Annotated in this window: 12 protein-coding genes and 3 pseudogenes; 5 read left to right on the plus strand and 10 right to left on the minus strand. The window is 67.8% G+C overall.

The window, feature by feature from the left end; all coding sequences use genetic code 11:
• Nucleotides 1-155: 155 nt before the first annotated feature.
• Nucleotides 156-1,622: a glutamate synthase subunit beta gene (locus A5709_RS25570; protein WP_068010586.1), complete on the minus strand. Its 1,467-nt coding sequence runs from the start codon at nt 1,620-1,622 to the stop codon at nt 156-158.
• The gene (gene gltB / locus A5709_RS25575) at nt 1,615-6,210 is read right to left on the minus strand and encodes a glutamate synthase large subunit (RefSeq protein ID WP_068123464.1); all 4,596 of its coding nucleotides are present in this window, start codon (nt 6,208-6,210) and stop codon (nt 1,615-1,617) included. Before gltB ends, A5709_RS25570 begins: the two co-directional genes overlap by 8 nt.
• A gap of 634 nt (nt 6,211-6,844) precedes the next feature.
• On the opposite strand from gltB, the gene A5709_RS25580 reads away from it, so the two are divergent.
• Nucleotides 6,845-8,056, plus strand: coding sequence for a MinD/ParA family protein (locus A5709_RS25580; RefSeq protein WP_068123468.1), 1,212 nt, complete (start codon nt 6,845-6,847; stop codon nt 8,054-8,056).
• Here the strand turns inward: A5709_RS25580 and sigI are convergent.
• Nucleotides 8,053-8,931: an RNA polymerase sigma factor SigI gene (sigI, locus tag A5709_RS25585; RefSeq protein ID WP_067944396.1), complete on the minus strand. Its 879-nt coding sequence runs from the start codon at nt 8,929-8,931 to the stop codon at nt 8,053-8,055. The two genes, A5709_RS25580 and sigI, sit on opposite strands and share 4 nt — an antisense overlap.
• 112 nt (nt 8,932-9,043) lie before the next feature.
• Between sigI and A5709_RS25590 the strand changes: the two genes are divergently transcribed.
• Complete coding sequence (locus A5709_RS25590) at nt 9,044-9,886, plus strand: NAD(P)H-binding protein (RefSeq protein WP_067944393.1); 843 nt, start codon at nt 9,044-9,046, stop codon at nt 9,884-9,886.
• 14 nt (nt 9,887-9,900) lie between these two features.
• Entirely contained in the window at nt 9,901-10,341 is a 441-nt protein-coding gene (locus A5709_RS25595) for a nitroreductase family deazaflavin-dependent oxidoreductase (RefSeq protein ID WP_068010595.1), read from the plus strand.
• A gap of 27 nt (nt 10,342-10,368) precedes the next feature.
• Here the strand turns inward: A5709_RS25595 and eccA are convergent, their stop codons facing one another.
• From eccA to mycP, 3 genes and pseudogenes are all read right to left on the minus strand, one after another.
• Entirely contained in the window at nt 10,369-12,207 is a 1,839-nt protein-coding gene (eccA, locus tag A5709_RS25600; RefSeq protein ID WP_067944389.1) for a type VII secretion AAA-ATPase EccA, read from the minus strand.
• A gap of 28 nt (nt 12,208-12,235) precedes the next feature.
• Nucleotides 12,236-13,795, minus strand: coding sequence for a type VII secretion protein EccE (eccE, locus tag A5709_RS25605; RefSeq protein ID WP_068010599.1), 1,560 nt, complete (start codon nt 13,793-13,795; stop codon nt 12,236-12,238).
• Nucleotides 13,792-14,980: pseudogene (gene mycP / locus A5709_RS25610) on the minus strand (type VII secretion-associated serine protease mycosin); the annotation flags it as partial. The gene eccE and the pseudogene mycP, both read right to left, overlap by 4 nt.
• On the opposite strand from mycP, the gene eccD (A5709_RS25615) reads away from it, so the two are divergent.
• The gene (eccD, locus tag A5709_RS25615) at nt 14,877-15,713 is read left to right on the plus strand and encodes a type VII secretion integral membrane protein EccD (protein ID WP_231987074.1); all 837 of its coding nucleotides are present in this window, start codon (nt 14,877-14,879) and stop codon (nt 15,711-15,713) included. The pseudogene mycP and the gene eccD (A5709_RS25615) sit on opposite strands and share 104 nt — an antisense overlap.
• A pseudogene (locus A5709_RS27830) lies at nt 15,698-16,255 on the plus strand (type VII secretion-associated serine protease); the annotation flags it as partial. The gene eccD (A5709_RS25615) and the pseudogene A5709_RS27830, both read left to right, overlap by 16 nt.
• Here A5709_RS27830 and eccD (A5709_RS25625) read toward each other — a convergent pair.
• From eccD (A5709_RS25625) to A5709_RS25640, 4 genes and pseudogenes are all read right to left on the minus strand, one after another.
• A pseudogene (gene eccD / locus A5709_RS25625) lies at nt 16,209-16,703 on the minus strand (type VII secretion integral membrane protein EccD); the annotation flags it as partial. The pseudogenes A5709_RS27830 and eccD (A5709_RS25625) sit on opposite strands and share 47 nt — an antisense overlap.
• Nucleotides 16,700-17,725 (minus strand): MinD/ParA family protein, encoded by a 1,026-nt coding sequence (locus tag A5709_RS25630; RefSeq protein ID WP_156622511.1) that lies wholly within the window; start codon nt 17,723-17,725, stop codon nt 16,700-16,702. The gene A5709_RS25630 and the pseudogene eccD (A5709_RS25625), both read right to left, overlap by 4 nt.
• A gap of 131 nt (nt 17,726-17,856) precedes the next feature.
• Nucleotides 17,857-18,687: an ESX secretion-associated protein EspG gene (locus A5709_RS25635; RefSeq protein WP_068123477.1), complete on the minus strand. Its 831-nt coding sequence runs from the start codon at nt 18,685-18,687 to the stop codon at nt 17,857-17,859.
• Nucleotides 18,688-18,798: 111 nt separating this feature from the next.
• Nucleotides 18,799-19,089, minus strand: coding sequence for a WXG100 family type VII secretion target (locus tag A5709_RS25640; RefSeq protein WP_067207998.1), 291 nt, complete (start codon nt 19,087-19,089; stop codon nt 18,799-18,801).
• Between the last annotated feature and the right edge of the window lie 47 nt (nt 19,090-19,136).

The raw sequence follows: 19,136 nt of genomic DNA on the forward strand, positions 1-19,136 counted from the left end.
ACAGTGATCACTCCTGCGATCGTTCCGTTCAGCCGGGGCCCCAATCCGATGCCCGTGTGACCGAGCCCACAACAGGCTATTAGACACCACGGTCTGGCAAACGGGAGGCGACTCGCCGACAGTTGGTGCTTCTGTTTCTGGTGTGACTCCTGTGACTACTGGAGCGGGACGGCGGTCGGCTTGACCGGCGCCGGCAGCGCGGTCGCACCCATCAGGTAGCGGTCGACGGCCGCGGCGGCGGCCCGGCCTTCGGCAATCGCCCAGACGATCAGCGACTGGCCGCGGCCCATGTCCCCGGCGACGAACACACCGGGGACCGACGTGTCGAAGTCGGCACCGCGCGCGACGTTGCCGCGGTCGGTGAGCTTGACTTCGAGGTCGGTGAGCAGGCCCTCCTTTTCCGGCCCGACGAATCCCATGGCCAGCAGCACCAGGTCGACGTCGAGCTCGAAGTCGGAGCCGTCCACCTTGACGAACTTGCCGTCCTGCATGGTGACCTCATGCGCTTTCAGCGCCGTCACCCGGCCGTCTTCGCCGATGAACTTCTCGGTGTTCACCGAGAACACCCGCTCGCCGCCCTCTTCGTGCGCCGATGACACCCGGTACATGAGCGGGTAGGTCGGCCACGGAGTCGATTCGGCGCGTGTGTCCGGTGGTCGCGGCATGATCTCGAACTGGTGCACGACGGTCGCGCCCTGCCGGTGCGCGGTACCCAGGCAGTCCGCCCCGGTGTCACCGCCGCCGATGATGACGACCTTCTTGCCCTTCGCGGTGATGGGGGGTTCCCCGTCGGGCCCTAGGACGTCGTCGCCCTCCTGCACCCGGTTGCCCCACGGCAGGTACTCCATCGCCTGGTGGATCCCGTCCAGGTCCCGACCGGGAATGGGCAGGTCCCGCCCCGCGGTGGCGCCGCCGGCCAGAACCACCGCGTCGAAGTCGGCGCGCAGCTGTTCGGCGGTGATGTCGACCCCGACGTTGACGCCGGCGCGGAATTCGGTTCCTTCGGAACGCATTTGGTCCAGGCGCCGGTCGAGAACGCGCTTCTCCATCTTGAATTCCGGAATGCCGTAGCGCAGCAGCCCGCCGATCCGATCCGCCCGCTCGAAAACGGTGACCGTGTGGCCGGCCCGGGTCAGCTGCTGAGCCGCCGCCAAACCGGCCGGGCCCGAACCCACCACGGCGACCTTTTTCCCGGTCAGCTTGTCCGGGGGCAGCGGCACCACGAAGCCTTCCTCGAAGGCGTGGTCGATGATCTCGAGCTCGATCTGCTTGATGGTCACCGGATCCTGGTTGATGCCAAGCACACACGCCGGTTCACACGGCGCCGGACACAGCCGCCCGGTGAAGTCCGGGAAGTTGTTGGTGGCGTGCAGCCGCTCGATCGCGTCGCGCCAGCGACCCCTGCGCACCAGGTCGTTCCATTCCGGGATCAGGTTGCCCAACGGACACCCGTTGTGGCAGAACGGGATACCGCAATCCATGCAGCGGGTCGCCTGCTCACGCAGGGTTCCTTCGTCGAAGTCCTCGTAGACCTCGTGCCAGTCCTTCAACCGCAGTGGGACAGGCCGGCGCTTCGGCAGTTCGCGGTGCGTGTACTTCAGGAAGCCGCTCGGATCAGCCATGTGCGGCCGCCATGATCGCCTTGTCCACATCGACGCCGTCGCGCTCGGCTTCGGCGATCGCTTGCAGCACCTTCTTGTAGTCGCGTGGCATCACCTTGACGAAGTGGCGTTGTTGCCCGCGCCAGTCCGCCAGGATCCGCTGGCCGACCGCGGAATCGGTCGCGTCCACGTGGGCCTGGATGATGCCGTGCAGGAATTCGGCATCGTCTTCGTCCAACGTCTCCACGTCGACCATCTCGATGTTGAGATTGTCCGGAAGTTCCTCGTCCGGGTCGTACACGTAAGCCACACCGCCTGACATTCCCGCCGCGAAGTTGCGGCCAGTCCGGCCAAGGATCACAACCCGGCCACCCGTCATGTATTCGCATCCGTGGTCACCCACGCCCTCGACGACGGCGTGGGCGCCGGAGTTGCGGACCGCGAACCGCTCGCCGACCACCCCGCGCAGGAAGGCCTCGCCGCTGGTCGCGCCGAACAGGATCACGTTGCCGCCGATGATGTTGTCCTCGGCCACGTAGTCCTGCGGGGCGTTGTCCGATGGGCGCACCACGATCCGGCCGCCGGACAATCCCTTGCCGACGTAGTCGTTGGCGTCGCCGTAGACCCGCAAGGTTATTCCCTTGGGCACGAAGGCACCGAAGCTGTTGCCCGCGGATCCGTCGAACGTGATGTCGATAGTGCCATCCGGAAGCCCTTGCCCGCCATACGCTTTCGTCACCTCGTGGCCGAGCATGGTGCCCACCGTGCGGTTGACGTTGCTGATGGTGGTGGAGAAGCGCACCGGCTTGCCGGAATCGAGCGCCTCCCGGCTCATCACGATCAACTGCTGATCGAGCGCCTTGTCCAGGCCGTGGTCCTGCCGGGAACTGCAGTACAGGTCCTGGTTCATGAACGCCGACTCCGGCTCGTGCAGCACCGGCGCGAGGTCGAGCTTGTGCGCCTTCCAGTGCGCGCGGGCCAGCGTGGTGTCCAGCGCGCCGACCTGGCCGACGGCCTCATTGAGGGTGCGGAAACCCAACTGCGCCATGTATTCCCGGACCTCTTCGGCAATGAACATGAAGAAGTTCTCGATGAACTCGGGCTTACCGGTGAACCGCTCCCGCAGCACCGGGTTCTGGGTGGCCACGCCGACCGGGCAGGTGTCCAGGTGGCACACTCGCATCATGATGCAGCCGGCCACCACCAGCGGAGCGGTGGCGAAGCCGAATTCCTCGGCGCCGAGCAGCGCGGCGATCATCACGTCGCGGCCCGTCTTGAGCTGACCGTCCACCTGCACGACGATCCGGTCACGTAACCCGTTGAGCAACAGGGTCTGCTGCGTCTCGGCCAGGCCCAGTTCCCACGGCGCCCCGGCGTGCTTCATCGACGTCAGCGGGGTGGCGCCGGTGCCACCGTCGTGGCCGGAGATCAACACCACGTCGGCGTGCGCCTTGGAAACGCCGGCCGCAACCGTGCCCACCCCGTTCTCGGAGACCAGCTTGACGTGCACCCGCGCGGACGGGTTGGCGTTTTTCAGGTCGTGGATCAGCTGCGCGAGATCCTCGATGGAGTAGATGTCGTGGTGCGGCGGCGGGGAGATGAGCCCGACGCCCGGTGTGGAGTGGCGCACCTCGGCGACCCACGGGTACACCTTGTGTCCCGGAAGCTGGCCCCCCTCACCGGGTTTCGCGCCCTGCGCCATCTTGATCTGGATGTCGGTGCAGTTCGTCAGGTAGTGCGACGTGACGCCGAAACGCGCCGAAGCGACCTGTTTGATGGCGCTGCGGCGCCAATCCCCATTGGGGTCGCGGTCGAAGCGCTTGACGTTCTCGCCGCCTTCCCCGCTGTTGGAGCGCCCGCCCAGGCGGTTCATCGCGATGGCGAGCGTCTCGTGCGCCTCGGCCGAGATCGAGCCGTAGCTCATCGCCCCGGTGGAGAATCGCTTGACGATCTCGCTGGCGGGTTCGACCTCTTCCAGCGGAACCGGGGGACGCACACCGCCGCGGAACTTCAGCAGGCCGCGCAGCGACGCCATCCGCTCGCTCTGGTCGTCGACCAGGCGGGTGTAGTCCTTGAAGATCTTGTACTGCCCGGTGCGAGTCGAGTGCTGCAGCTTGAATACGGTCTCCGGGTTGAACAGGTGGTACTCACCTTCCCGGCGCCACTGGTACTCGCCGCCCACCTCGAGTTCGCGGTGCGCGCGCTCGTCGCGGCGGTCCAGGTAGGCCAGCCGGTGGCGAGCCGCGACGTCGGCGGCGATGTCCTCCAGCGTGATCCCGCCGATCGGGCAGCTCAACCCGGTGAAGTACTCGTCGAGCACGTCCTCTGAAACGCCGACCGCCTGGAACAGCTGCGCGCCGGTGTAGGAGGCCAGCGTCGAAATGCCCATCTTGGACATCACTTTGAGCACGCCCTTGCCGGCGGCCTTGACGTAGTTGTTCAGCGCCTTCTCGCGTTCTTGCCGATCCGAGAAGCCGTCGATCGCACCGCGGTCGAGCATGTCCTCGATCGACTCGAACACCAGATAGGGGTTGATCGCCGCCGCCCCACACCCGATCAGCATCGCCATGTGGTGCACCTCGCGGGCGTCACCGGTCTCCACGACCAGACCCACGTGGGTGCGCGTCCGGTCGCGCACCAGATGATGGTGCACTCCGGAAACGGCGAGCAGCGACGGGATGGGCGCCATCTGCTCGTCGGACTCGCGGTCCGACAAGATGATGACCCGCGCACCGTCCTCGATCGCGGCAGACGCCTGTGCGCGTACGTCATCGAGCGCCGCCGCCAATCCGGCGCCCCCCTCGGCGACCGGGTACAGGCAACGAATCACCTTGGACCGCATGCCATGCGGGCGCCCGTTGACCTCGTCGTCGGGATTGAGGTTGACGAGCTTGGCCAGCTCGTGGTTGCGCAGAATCGGCTGCTGCAATGCGATCTGGTGGCAGGACTGCTCGGTCGGCGTGAGCAGGTCGCGCTCGCCGCCGGTGGTGCCCTGCAAGCTGGTGACCACCTCTTCGCGGATCGCGTCCAGCGGCGGGTTGGTCACCTGCGCGAACAGCTGCTGGAAGTAGTCGTAGAGCATCCGGGGCCGCTGCGAGAGCACCGCGACCGGGGTGTCGGTGCCCATCGAGCCGATCGGCTCGGCGCCCGTGCGCACCATAGGCGACACCAACAGGTTGAGCTCTTCATAGGTGTAGCCGAATGTCAGCTGCCGCTTGACGAGTCGATCATGGGGCATCCGCACGTAGTCGCCCTGCGGCAGCTTGTCGAGGGGAACCAGGTTGCGGTCCAGCCATTCCTGGTACGGGTGCTCGGCGGCGAGTTCGGCCTTGATCTCCTCGTCGGAGACGATGCGCCCTTGTGTGGTGTCCACCAAGAACATCCGGCCCGGCTGCAACCGCATCCGGCGGACCACCTTGGCGGGGTCCAGGTCCAGGACACCGGCCTCGGAAGCCATCACCACCAAGCCGTCTTCGGTGACCCAGATCCGGGAGGGGCGCAAGCCGTTTCGGTCCAGTACAGCGCCCACGATGGTGCCGTCGGTGAACGTGATCGACGCGGGGCCGTCCCAGGGCTCCATCAAGGACGCGTGGAATTCGTAGAACGCCCGCCGCGCCGGGTCCATGGACTCGTTGCGTTCCCACGCTTCGGGAATCATCATCAGCACCGCGTGGGCCAGGCTGCGGCCACCCAGGTGCAGCAGTTCGAGCGCCTCGTCGAAACGCGCGGTGTCCGAGGCGCCCGGGGTACAGATCGGGAACAGCTTCTCCACATCGGCTTCCGTGCCGAAGACATCGGTCTTGATCAACGCCTCGCGGGCACGCATCCAGTTCTCATTGCCGGTGACGGTGTTGATCTCGCCGTTGTGGGCCACCCGACGGAACGGATGGGCCAGCGGCCACGACGGGAAGGTGTTGGTGGAGAAGCGCGAATGCACGATGCCCAGCGCGCTGGTCATCCGATCGTCTTGCAGGTCAAGGTAGAACGCCTTGAGCTGCGGCGTGGTCAGCATGCCCTTGTAGACCATCGTCTGACCGGAAAGGCTTGGGAAATAGACGGTTTCGCGGCCGGGCCCGTCCTGCCCGGGACCCTTGGTGCCGAGTTCGTGCTCGGCGCGCTTGCGGACCAGATAGCAGCGGCGCTCCAGCGTCATGTCCGACGCACCGGCCATGAACACCTGCCGGAATGTGGGCATCGCGTCGCGGGACAGCGCGCCCAGTGACGAGTCGTCGATGGGCACGTTCCGCCAGCCGAGCACCGTCAGGCCCTCGGCTTCGGCGATCTTCTCCACCGCGTCGCAGGCGGCCGCGGCGTCCTTGGACGACTGCGGCAGGAAAGCGATACCGGTGGCATAACTGCCCGCCGGGGGCAACTCGAAATCCACGACCTCGCGCAGGAAGGCGTCCGGGACCTGGATCAGGATGCCGGCACCATCACCGCTGCGCGGCTCGGCGCCCTGCGCACCGCGGTGTTCGAGGTTGAGCAGCGCGGTGATGGCCTTGTCGACAATGTCGCGGGTACGACGGCCGTGCATATCGACGACCATGGCTACCCCGCACGAGTCGTGCTCGAACGCGGGGTTGTATAACCCGACGCGCTTGGGCGTCATATGCACCTGACCCTTCACCTGAACGTTGAGCTGCCGTTAACAGCTGCTCCGACGGAGTCGCACCCGGAGGTTGCGGGCTTAAGACCCCTCGGTCTTGTCTCGATAGGCTGTCCCCCAGGTGGAGATGATCCTGTTAGGGATGCGTCCGTGCAGCGCTGAACGGTGGCCTGGAAACCGGTCTCGACAAGTCGTAAAACGATATGACAATACCCGCCTGACATGCCAACTTCGTCAAGTCTAACCGCCAGCTGGCAGCACCGTAAATTTCTCGGCGGCCGTAGGGCGACACCCCGGCGGACGTGCACTTTTGGCGCTGGAGTTTTCGTCACGGCCGCGCCACATCCGGCGGTCCGATGTGCCGGATCCACCGCGGATCAATGTTTGCTGACGCCGCCCGCGTGCTTGCCCACAGCCTCGGAATCGGCGCGCATGATCGTGCTCAGCGGGCGGCACATGCCGTCGCGGGCGCGCGAAACCGAGCGCTGCTAAGTTTGCACGGTAGCGATGGGCGGCACGGAGGAGATACTGGACGGGCACTGGTCCGCATCCGGCGCCGACGGTTTGCCGTGGCGCTTATCACTAGCCCAGGACGCACCCACCAGCGCCGACCGATCGCCTGGCATCCGAGGAGCCCATGAACGAGCCCGACGAATTCCTGCGGGACCGTCTGCAGCCGCCGCCCGCTACGCCGGCGACGCGCCCGCCCGGGCCCGAGCCCAGGAGTGTGCCGCCGCCGCCTGCGGTCGGCCAGCGCCTCGCACCGCGGCCACCATCGGCGCCTCCAGCGCGGCCACCGGCGCCTCCGCAGCGTCCGCCCGCGCCACCTCCACAGCCCGCCGCCCCGCCTGTTTTCCCGCGACCGCCCGCGATGTCGGCTCCCCAGGAGGCCCCCGCACCCGCCACTGCGGCGCCGCCGACCGCGGCCGCTCCGGCGCGGTCCACCACGGCCGTCGACGCAACACCCGACCGCGGTTGGCGACGCGTGGTCCGGCTGATCACTTTCGGCCTCGTCAGGCTCGGTCCGTCACCCGCGCAGCTACAGGACGCCCAATTCGAGGCGGCGATCCGGGCCCGCTTGGTCGGCAACTACAAGGTCGGCGTCCTGGGCAAGGGCGGGGTCGGAAAAACGTCGGTGGCCGCCAGTGTCGGTTCGCTGTTCGCCGAACTCCGGCGGCAGGATCACGTTGTCGCGATCGACGCCGACACCGCCTTCGGCCGACTCAGCAGCCGAATCGACCCGGGGTCGTCCGGATCGTTCTGGGAACTCACGGCCGACAAGAACCTGCAGTCTTTCACCGATGTCGTCGCCCGGGTGGGGCGCAACTCCGCCGGCCTGCACGTGCTCGGCGGTGAACCGGCGTCCGGCCCGCGCCGGGTGCTCGATCCCGCGATCTACCGGGAGGCCGCGTTACGCCTCGACCGCCATTTCGCGATCTCGGTGATCGACTGTGGTTCAACGATGGACGCGCCGGTCACCCAGGAGGTGCTGCGCGATCTGGACGCGCTGATCGTGGTCTCCTCGCCGTGGGCGGACGGGGCGAACGCTGCCGCCAGGACCCTGGAGTGGCTGGCCGATCAGGGCTTCGACACACTGCTGCAGAAGAGCGTCGTCGTGCTCAACGATTCGGACGGCCACGCCGACAAACGCACCCGGGCGTTGCTGGCCCGCGAATTCATCGACCACGGCCGGCCGGTGATCGAGGTGCCCTTCGACCCCCACCTGCGGCCCGGCGGTGTGATCGATGTGAGCCGCGAAATGGCGTCGGCGACGCGGCGGAAATTCCTGGAGGTCACGGCGACGATCGCGGGCTATTTCGCGGCGCGGCACGACGACCGGCCGGGCTAACCCCGTTCGGCCGCCGGTCCCATCCGCGCGGCCGGGTCGGCGATGGCCTCGATCTTGGCCACGCGGGACCCGCTGATCGTCAGCACGATGACGGCGAAGAGCCGGCGATCGGTGAACGCCAACAGCACCGGTTGCCCGACGGGGCCGCTGACCAACGTCACGTCCGGCCATAGGTAGCGCAGCAGGTTGGTGGCCACCGCATCCGGCCCGTGGTTGATCTGCGGCGGTGGCGGCGGATCGGCGAGGATCGTGCCCACGCCCCACACCGTCGGGTCCAGCACGGCGGCCAACGCGGCGACGTCGCCGTTGGCGCATGCGGTGATGAACTTCTCGGTGACGAGCTGGTGTTCGGCCGAGGCCACCTCATTGGTCTTGGGTTGCGCGGCAACGAATTTCGCCCGCGCCCTGCGCGCCAGCTGGCGGCAGGTGCCCACCGGGCGGCCCACGGTTTCGGAGATCGATTCGAACGGGACGCCGAACACGTCGTGCAGCACGAAGGCGACCCGTTCCCCGGGACTGAGCCTGCGCAGCACTTCCAGCAAGGCGGCGCGGATCTCGTCGTCGAGGGTGACCCGGTCGGCCGGGTCGGCGCGGTGCGGCGTCGGCCGCTCCTGGACCTCGCCCGGTCGTTCGTAGCGGGCGCGCGCCGAGCGCACCTGGTCGAGGCAGAGCCGGCTCGCCACCACCGTCAGCCAGCCTCGGACGTCCTCGATCTCGTCGACGTCCGCCCGAGAGAGCCGCAGAAACGCCTCCTGCGCAACGTCTTCCGCCTCGCCGACGTCGCCGAGCATTTGGTAGGCGAGGTTGACCAGATACGGGCGGTGACGACGCCAGGCCTCGGCGACCTGGTCGCCCGCTGACTGCGACTGGTTCATGACTCTTCGACGATCCGCTGCGGTGAAAAGTTACAGGTTTCCCGGTGTAACTTTCGCACCCTTCGCCCCGTCCTTGGAACACCGCAAAAAATTACGAGAAAGGGGCCTTCCCATGACCATTGTGGTAACCGGGGCGACCGGCAACGTCGGACGCCCTCTCGTCGCCGCCCTCGCCGCCGCGGGCGCGCCGGTGCGCGCGGTGACCCGCACGCCGGAGACGGCCGGGTTTCCGCCCGGCGTCGAACCGGTCGGGTCGGCGGCCGGGGCGCTGCCCGGCGCGTCGGCGGTGTTCCTCAATTCCCGGGCGCTGGGAGAGGACCTGCAGAAGGTGGTGACCGAGTGCGTGCGCGCCGGGGTGAAGAAGCTGGTGGCGCTCTCGGCGATCAACGCCGACGACGACTTCGCCCGGCAGCCGTCCCGCTTCCGCGGGGACCGCAACAAGGAGGTCGAGCAGCTCGCCGTCGACTCCGGCCTGACCTGGGTGAGCCTGCGGCCGACCGTGTTCGCGACGAACTTCGCCGGCATGTGGTCCCCGCAAATCCGTTCGGGCGATGTGGTTTTCGGGCCGTACGCCGCGGCCTCGACGGCACCGATCGTCGAGACCGACATCGCGGCGGTGGCGGCGCGGGCGTTGCTCACCGATGAGCTTGTCGGGCAGCGGATCCCGCTGACCGGTCCGCGAGCCTTCACCAACTCAGAGCTGGTCGAGGTCATCGGCGCAGTCCTGGGTCGGCCGCTGCAGTACCGCGAGATACCGAATGCCGCGGTGCGCGAACGCTTCCTCGCGTTGGGCTTCACCCCCGAGTTCGCGGACGCCTACATCGCCATGCTGGCCGCGACGCTCGATGCACCCGCGCTCGTCACCCACGACGTGGAGAGGATCCTCGGCCGGCCGGCGTCGCCCTTCAGCCAATGGGTCGCCGGGCACCGCGACGTCTTCGCCCGGGCGAGTTAGCAAAGGAACCGCGAATGTCCGAACCGCGTCCGCCGCGCTTCCTCAAGCCGATGAACAGGGTGATGATGGCGGTCCAACGCCTCGGGATTCCCACCGGACCCGCCATGGTGCTGACGGTCCCCGGCCGCAAGTCGGGTCGGCCTCGCAGCACTCCGATGACGCCATTCGAGTTTCAGGGTGGCCTTTACGTCGTGGCGGGCTATCCGGGTGCCGACTGGGCGGCCAACGCCCGGGCGGCCGGCACCGGCACGCTCAGCCGGGGACGACGGTCCCGGCAGGTCCGGATCGTCGAACTCTCCGTCGGGGAGGCGCGGCCTGTGCTCCGGGCGTTTCCGGCCCGGGTGCCCGTCGGCGTGGCGTTCGCGAAACGATCGGGGGTGGTGCGTGATGGGACGGCCGACGAATTCGAAGCGTTGGCGGGGCGGCTGGCCGTCTTCCGCTTCGAGCCGGCCTGACACCCGACGAGGCTTGGCGGCCGGGGCTTACCAGACGATGGCCGCCATGTCGCGATTGTCCGAGCACACGCTGCGCACCGCGGCCTCGATGTCGGGGGCGGTGATGATCTGCAGATCCTCGACCGTCACCGTTTGGCCAGCGCGCTTTTGCGCGACCACGCGGGTGTCCCGAAATCCCTCGGCACGTTCGATGACGTTGCGGGCGAACCGGCCGTTCTGCATGGCGTCGATGCCGTGCCGACCGCCCGGCGTCGTGTAATTGCGGATGGTCGTCGCCGCGTCCAGGAATGCCTCCCGCGCGGCGTCGTCGAGCTTGCTGGCGCGCGGCGCCGCGTAACGGTGACCGATCTCGACGATCTCGGCCGGCGAATACGACTCGAAGCGCAGCTTGCGGTTGAACCGGCCGGCCAAACCCGGATTCACGGTGAGGAATTCGTCCACCTGATCCTCATAACCGGCACCGATGAAACAGAAGTCGAAGCGGTGTGTTTCCAGCGCCACCAGGAGCTGGTTGACGGCCTCCATGCCGATCATGTCGGGTGTGCCGTCCTGATGCCGCTCGATCAGGGTATAGAACTCGTCCATGAAAATGATTTGGCCGAGCGACTTTTCGATCAACGCGTTGGTCTTGGGCCCCGACTCCCCGATGTAGTGGCCGCAGAAGTCCGACCGCCGGACCTCCCGGATTTCGGGGTTGCGGACGATGCCCATGCCGGCGTAGATCTTGCCGAGCGCTTCGGCGGTGGTCGTCTTGCCGGTACCGGGCGGACCAACCAGCAGCATGTGGTTGGTCTGTCCCTCCACCGGCAGGCCATGCTCGAGGCGCATCATCCGCACTTCGAGCTGATCTTCGAGCGCCGACACGGCCTGCTTGACCGCGGCCAGCCCGACCTGCTTGGCCAGCAATGCCCGGCCCTCGGCGAGCAATTCGGCGCGCCGTTCCGAGGTAGCGTCGTCGTCCAGCTCGTCACGGCTCTTGGCGGTCGACACATCCCACCGATCGGTCCGGCTGGCGATGGTTTCCTCGTCGGTCACGACCAGGTGCAGGTTCGGGTCGGCCAAAGCCGCCTTCGCGGCCTCGGTCAGAACGCCGTTGATGGTGGCCTTCGACAGCCAGACCTGGGCCTTGTCTTCCTCGCGCAGCTGGCGATGCACCATCCCGCGCACATACGCCAAATCGGCGACCAGCAGCGGGATATCGGCCGGCCCGATCGATGCGGTCAGCACGTCGGCGTCGAAGCGGCCCGACGCATTGGTCTGCCCGATCACGTCGACGCGGTCGAGCCAGTCAAGCGCGACCCGGCCCTGCCCGAGATGTGCCGCGGCGTGGGCCGCCAGCGCGCAGATCGACGCCGTCACGGCCGACATGATGATCGCCTGCGGCGGAAGTTCCTCGGCGGCGGCCAACAACACGTCCGGCCAGCGCTGCGTCGTGTACATCAAGAACGCGCGGGCCAGCTGGTGCCACTGATAGTTGGTCCAAGAATCGAGCAGGTCGCGATTGGACAGCAGCCTGTCGGCCTCGGCGTATTCGCCGGCGATGGTCAGCGCCGACGACAGCGCCAACCCCACTTGGGATGCGTCGGTCACCGTGATTCCGATGTAGGGCCCCAGCTGGATCTCCGCGGCGAGCGTCCGTCCGATGCGGGTCGTTTCGCGGTGCAGCCATTCGCTGGTGGCATAGAGCCGCTTCAGCGAGGCGAGGTCGTTGTCACCGCAGGCGATGCGGCCCAGCCACGCGTCGGCCATCGACGAATCGGCGTCGGTGGCCGCGACGAACTCCGGCAGCGCCGCCGCCCGGCCCTGCCTGCTCATCACCGCCATGGCCCGATCGAAATGCCTACGGGCAGTTTGTAAATCACCCATTGCGTGTGCCCTTTGGATCCTTGACGTTCTACGTGACCGACATGGTGACCGGGTCGAGACTCACGTAGCGGTGCTCGGCGCGGAACATGTCCATCTCGACCAGCCAATCCTTCCCCGCCGCGCTGACCCGCACCATCGCCGGGCCGACCTGTTCGATGATCACCTCGAAGTTGTGCCGGTGTCCCTCGGGCAGCCGCGTGCCCGACGGGGCGATGGTGATCACGGTCGCGGGTCGCGGGGTGGGTGAGATCGGGGCAACGTGCTCCACGACGCTGACGGTGGTGCGCGGCGCGGGCCGCGCCGTGCTGACGACGCCGATCTCCGGCATCCGCACGCTGGCCCAGCGCGTCATGTCGCGGGTATGCACGCACACCCGCTCGCCGGCACCGGCGGTGCGGATCACGATCCGCTTGGCGACCGGATCGTCGGCGGCCACGAAAACCCTTGACAGCTCGCCGGCATCGGTGACGGGGATCAGCAGGCGGTCCCCGTTGCTCAGTTTCCCGATCAGCACGCCCGAAGGGCCGATCTCGGTGAGCAGTTGCTCGGGCAGCGGGCTGGGCCGCAACGCCCGCAGAAAGGGGCGCGGGCCGCACATGTTGGCCGCGGCGGCCGCGGCCTGTTCCCCGTTTAGCCGGCGCAGGATCACACTCGGCGGGGTGGGAGCCGGCGTGGGCGTGCGCACGGTGATGGTCGCGGTGCAGGTCGCATCCGGATACACGGTCACGTTCTGGATGACCTCGTCGGCGCGCAGCGTCCACGCCTGCGACAGCACGCGCGAGGCGATCGCGTCGGGCGGATACGCGTAGGTCGTCATCCAGCCGGCCTCACCGCGGATGGCCTTCCATCTCTGCGTCTCCCCCTCGATGGCGTCGCACCCCAGCCGCCGATCGAGCTCGGCCAGATCGGTGGCGTTGGCCACCTTCGCCCGCAGCCCCTGGCAGCGCAGCAGGCCCGCGATGCGCTGCGCCGCCGAAATGGCCGCGGCGCCAACCGTGGTGCGCCAGCGGAGCGCTTGGGTGTTGTCGATGATGGACAGCCGCATGATCAGCCAGGTCTCGCGCCGGCCCGCATACGGCGGCGTGCCGATCTCCGAGTCATACACCCGCGGGTAATCGCCGATGTTGCCGTGCCGGGAACCGAGTGAGACGACGCTGATCGAGTCGAGCCGCAGCCCCAGCGCCTGGTGCATCATCGGCACCAATTCGACGACATCGATGACGTTGTCGGTTTCGACGGTCACCGAACCCGTCACCAAGGTCGCTTGGTGTGCCCGACCGAGCAGCTGCACGGCCACCACCGCAACACCGTCTTGCACCCGGACCCCGCCGCCGGATCGGTTGTTGGCCACGGTGATTGGGGCGTCCCAGCGGATCGGGCGCCGCCCCCGCCGCCATAACACCAGCCATGACCACGCCGGCTGACCCCACCAGCGGACGAACACCGTCGCGACGCCGACCGCCGCGGCGATCGCCGCACCGATGTAGCCGGCCACCGCCCAACTCGCGGCCGCGAGCAAGAACACCACCCACACCCCGAGGACCCGCCGATTGCTGCCCCGGCTGAAGCCGGTCAGCGTGGAGCTCACCGCGCCCTCCTCAGCCGCGCCGCGATCGCGGCCACGAGCACACCGGCGGCCACCGCGCCGATGAACCCGATGGCGATGTTGCGCGCCCGGTGGTCCGCCGGCGGAGGCGGCGGGGCCGGCCTGATCACCCGGCTCTGCGCACCCGGGGGCATCCGGTCACCAGGCGGAATGTTGAACGTCAGTGCCGCAACGGGATCGACCAACCCGTACCCGACCTTGTTGTCCACTCCCGAAGGCGGATTGTGCGCTGACTGCACGATCCTGTTGATCACCTGATGGGCGCTCAGGTCCGGGTACTTCGCCCGGACCAGCGCCGCGACGCCGCTGACGTAGGCGGCCGAGAAGCTGGTGCCCCAGAACGGCATGTTCTTCTCACCCGGCCTCGACGGCGGGTACGCGTTGACCGGCCCGCCACCCTGGGGCGAGAGACCCATGATGTGGGTGCCCGGCGCCGCCACACTCACCCACGGGCCCGACATGCTCTTGTCGAGCGCGGCGCCGGTGGCATCGACCGCACCGACCGACAGGACGTAGTCGGAGAACCACGAGGGTGACGAAACCACCTTGACCTGATGCCAGTCCCGCGGATCCGACGGGTCGAGCGGGTCGTACATCGGGTTGTTGTTGCAGCCCGCTTCCCCGTCGTTTCCGGCGGCGGCCACCACCACCGCGTCCTTCACGGTGGCCGCGTACCACAGCGCGGCGCCCAATGCCCGCTGGTCGGCGGGGGCCACCGCCGGCAGGCAGGCGGTGACGGAAATGTTGATCACCTTGGCACCCATGTTGGCCGCGTGGACCACCGCGCGCGCCACCGTGTTGAGCGTGCCGGCTTTGACCTTCTCGTCGGAGTTGGGATCCCCCGGGCCAGGGTTGACCGGCTCAAAAGCCCTGGAAGACTGGCGGATTGAGATGATGGTCGCGTGCGGGGCCACGCCCACCACCCCGTCGGGCGCTCCGGGCGGAAGCGGGGGCACCGCGGGTTCGTCCTCGGTCTGCGGGTCCGGCGGCCCGTTGGAGGCGGCCGTGGCGCCCCCTCCCTCGGGCGGCGGGGGCGGCGCACGGGGTGATCGGCCTCGTGATCGTGATCCTGGGTGCCATCGCCATCGGCGTGATGACACGCAAGCGGTGGCAGACCGCCGTCGTCACCGCGGTGGTGACGGTGAGCGGGATCCTCGCCGCCGTTGCCGTCGTACGGATGTTCCGCCCGGCGTCGGCTCAGGTGCTGGCCATCTGCGTGCTGGTTGGATCGCTGATCCTGGTCAGGATGACCCCGCTGATCGCGCTGTGGGTCGCCCGGGTGCGGCCACCTCACTTCGGATCGATCACCGGCCGCGACCTATTCGCGCGCCGCGAGGGCATGCCCGTCGACACGGTCTCTCCCGTCAGCGAGGACGAATCCGAGGACGAGGACAACGAATTGACCGACATCACCGCGCGCGGCGCGGCGATCGCCGCGTCGGCGCGGCTGGTCAACGCGGTCCAGGTCGGTGTGTGCGTCGGGGTGTCGATCGTCCTGCCCGGCGCCGTGTGGGGGGTGCTGACGCCGGGGCGTCCCTGGGCGTGGCTGGCGCTGGTGGTCGCCGGGCTGGTGGTGGGCATCTTCATCACCCAGGGCCGGGGATTCGCCGCCAAGTACCAGGCCGTCGCACTCGCCTGCGGGGCCGCGGCCGCGGTATGCGCCGGAGTGGTCAAATACGCCATCTACGAACCGAAAGACGTTGTGAGCGGCCTGCTTTGGCCGGCGGTGGCCATCGCCGCCTTCGCGGCGTGCGGGCTGGCCGCGGCGCTTCTGGTGCCGACGGTGCGGTTCAGGCCCTTCATCCGGTTGACCGTGGAATGGGTGGAAGTGTTGGCGTTCATCGTCCTGCTGCCAGCGGCGGCGGCCCTGGGAGGGCTGTTCACGTGGATTCGCCACTAAAGAGGGCGGCGGCGGTGACTGCCGCCCTGACCCTGGTCGCGCTGTCCGCGAATATCCCTGCCGCGCAAGCGATTACACCCCCACAGGTGGATCCGGGATTGGTGCCCCCGGACGGGCCGCCCAGGCCAGACCAACCGATGCGGCGCGCCAACAGCTGCTCGTCGCCCATCACCGTGCGCAATCCCGACGTGGCGCAGCTGGCGCCGGGCTTCAACCTGCTCAACATCAGCAAGGCTTGGCAATACAGCACCGGCAACGGCGTACCGGTGGCGGTCATCGACACCGGCATTTCGCCCAACCCGCGGCTGCCGGCCGTGCCCGGCGGTGACTACATCATGGGTGAGGACGGCCTGTCGGATTGCGACGCGCACGGCACCATCGTGGGCTCGATCATCGCCGCTGCGCCGCAAGGGACTTTGCCGATGCCGCGGCCCATGCCGCCGAACCCGGCGTTCCCTCCGCCGGCCGGACCGCCGCCGGCCAACGGCGCCCCGCCGCCGCCGGTCGAGGTCCTCGCCGCACCGGTGGCGCCACCACCACCGCGGCCGCCATCGCGATGATCGCGACGGCGGTGTGCGCGGCCGTCAGCGGCGTCACCGGGGCGAACATCCGGTCCCCGCCGTCGCGGCCGAGCCACTTGCCCATGGCCGCCAAGCCGGTCGACAACGACTCGTACTGCGGTTCAAAGGATTCGCCGGCGACCCGGGGCACCAGCACCAGGGTGTCCCCGTCCTGCACGCCCAGCTCGTCCAGGCTCTTGTTGATGTCCAGCCGGACACCGTTGATCTTGTGCAGTTCGTAGCTGCCCGCAGGCAACGTAATGCCGTCAAAACCTTTGCGCTTCAGATCGGCGTCGAAGAGCTCGACCATTCCCTCGAAGAATCCCTCCACCGGAATTCCGGCCGGGAACACTTGGGAGCAGAGATGCTTCTCGTAGGAAATGTTGACCGCGCAGCGCGCCGGGAAAGCGACCTTATGCGCCGATGTCACGGCGCCGTCCGCTCCGCATCCGGAATGTATTTGTCGGCCAGGCCGGCGGTGATTTCAAAAAGCCGCAACCGCGTCTTTTTCTTTAATTCATGAACCGTGTCGATGAGCCCGCCTTTGGCCAGGTGCGGATCGAACGGCATCTCTTCGACGGTCGCGCCGACCTTGCTGAACCGCTCGGTCAAGTACGCCAGCGCATCTTTGTCGGCGATCTGATCGGTGTGGTTGATGATCACGGTGCTGCGCGAGACCAGCTCGTGGTAGCCCTGCGACCGCAGGTAGTCCACGGCCCGCAGCACCGGCCGGGAGCGGTCCGCGGTTATCCCGGAAACGAACACGAGCGTGTCGGTGTTCTCCAAAACCGGCTTCATCACCTCGTGTTCCAAATCCGGCGAGGTGTCGACGATCATCACCGTGTGGGTTCGCCGCAGCCGCGACAGGACACCCGAGAACATCGCCGGCACCAGCGGTCGGGGCTGATCCGACGTGCGGTTTCCGGCCAGCACGTCGAGTCCGATCGGGTTCTGCCCCAAGTGTTCACGGATGTCCGCGTAGCCCTGGACGTCGGTGTCGTTGATGATGGCGGTGTAGTCGCCCGGCGGCGACTCGTCGATGCGATCGGCCAGCGTGCCGAAACCCGGGACCGCGTCAATCGCAATCACGTTCTGCGGGCGGCATTCTCGGAACACGCCACCGATGCAGGCGACCATCGTCGAAACGCCGACGCCGCCCTTGCCGGACACCACCGTGATCACGTACTGGCGCCGGATGTGCCGCCGGATACGGTTCTGCAAGTCCCGGTAGTGCCGCTCACTGGGTGATTCACCCGGGTTTATTTTCTTAAAAGAGATGACGTAGATGAATTTCCGCCAACCCGAGCCCGGAGGAATCTTTCGAGGCGCGGCCAGATCGGTAATGCGCATGGTGTCCGACACCGAATCCGGGAAGTTGCGGCCCCCTGACGGATCCCCCCGTCTGAGCGCCCCTTCGTCCGACATATTCGGGTCATTCCAAGGGCTCGTCACGTCGCGATGCTAACACGCTCGGCGATACCGCGTTTACCGATCAAGAAACCCTTCAAGAACGTAAGGGGTTGCTATTCCACGGCATTGGTTAACTGACTTATCTTGCGTCAGTTGAGAAATCGTCCCCCTCCTCAGACCACCCGCCGATACGAGTACCACTCGTCGCCCGCGGGCAAGCGGCGGATGAGCCGCTGCACGGCGCCACTGATGTCGCTGCGCGAACCCGGCGAGACGATCTGGTAGCGCCGCTGCCCCGAGATGACGCACTCGATGCAGACGCGTCCGGACGGGGTGTCGACGATGGACACGGACGAATCGCCGACCGCCACCCGCGCAAGTTCGTCCGGCCCGACCCCGGCCTGCAGCGCGACGATGGACGCGCGCGCCGAGCGCGCCGGGTCGGCGGCAGCGAGCACGAGCTGCAATTGATCGGCGTCGAGGCGCTGGGCGAGCAGAAAGGTCCGCAGGCTGGCGGAGTCGCGCACCGACGCGAGCAATTGTTCGGTGTCCAGGGTGACCGGCCGCAACGGCGCCGCCTCCGCCACACCGCACAACCGCTCGACTTGCCCCACGACGAGTTCGCTGGCCCCACCCTCGTCGTTGGCGGTGCCGGCCGGATACAGGCGAATGAGCTCGCCGTGGCGTTCCAGCACCACCCACCAGCTGGCAAAGCGGCAGATGGACACCCGGGTCGGTTCGCGCCCCGGCACGTCGATGCTGACCATCAGCGCCAAGTCCCGCCGCAACAGCACGGTGAGCCACTCGCGGATCATCGGGTCGACATTGTCGGCCTCGTCGAGGGCGCCGGCAGTCCTCAACTCGTCCGCGATCGGGTGGCTCAGCGCCCGCTCGGCGGTGTCGAGCCTCGGCAGCAACGGGCGCAACCCCAACTCGGGGCACGTCTGCTCCACCCCTGCAACCGCCTGCAACACCCACAGGCCATCGACCGTCGTCGTCAGCATCTCACTTCGCTTTCAGGGCAGCGCGCCCATCGAACCGGCGGGCCAGACGCCGAAGGGGGGCACATGCGCTCACGCATCTGCCCCACCTTCAATCGCGGTGGTTAGCCGATCTCAGCCGAACAAGTGGCCGATGTTCTGGTCGGTCGCGAGCGCGTTGTCCAGCACGTGCGAGGTCGTCGTCCCGTGCTGGCTCACGGTGTCGATCAGCCCCTGCAGACCGGACAGCATCTGCGCTTGCGCCTCGAAGAATTGCTTCGCACCATGGCCGGCGAAGAATTCCGTCAGCTGGTTGGTCCGGTTCGAGGTGTCGTCATAAATTCCCTGCAGCTGGCCGGCGCGGGAGCCGATGTCGGAGGCGAAATCGGCGACGGCGCCCGGGTTATAAGTGATCGGGTTGGACATTTGCGAGCTTCCTTTCAAAGACCAATAGTGAAATTACGAGCGAGTGG

The sequence above is a fragment of the Mycobacterium sp. E1386 genome (assembly GCF_001672745.1).
Lineage (GTDB): Bacteria > Actinomycetota > Actinomycetes > Mycobacteriales > Mycobacteriaceae > Mycobacterium.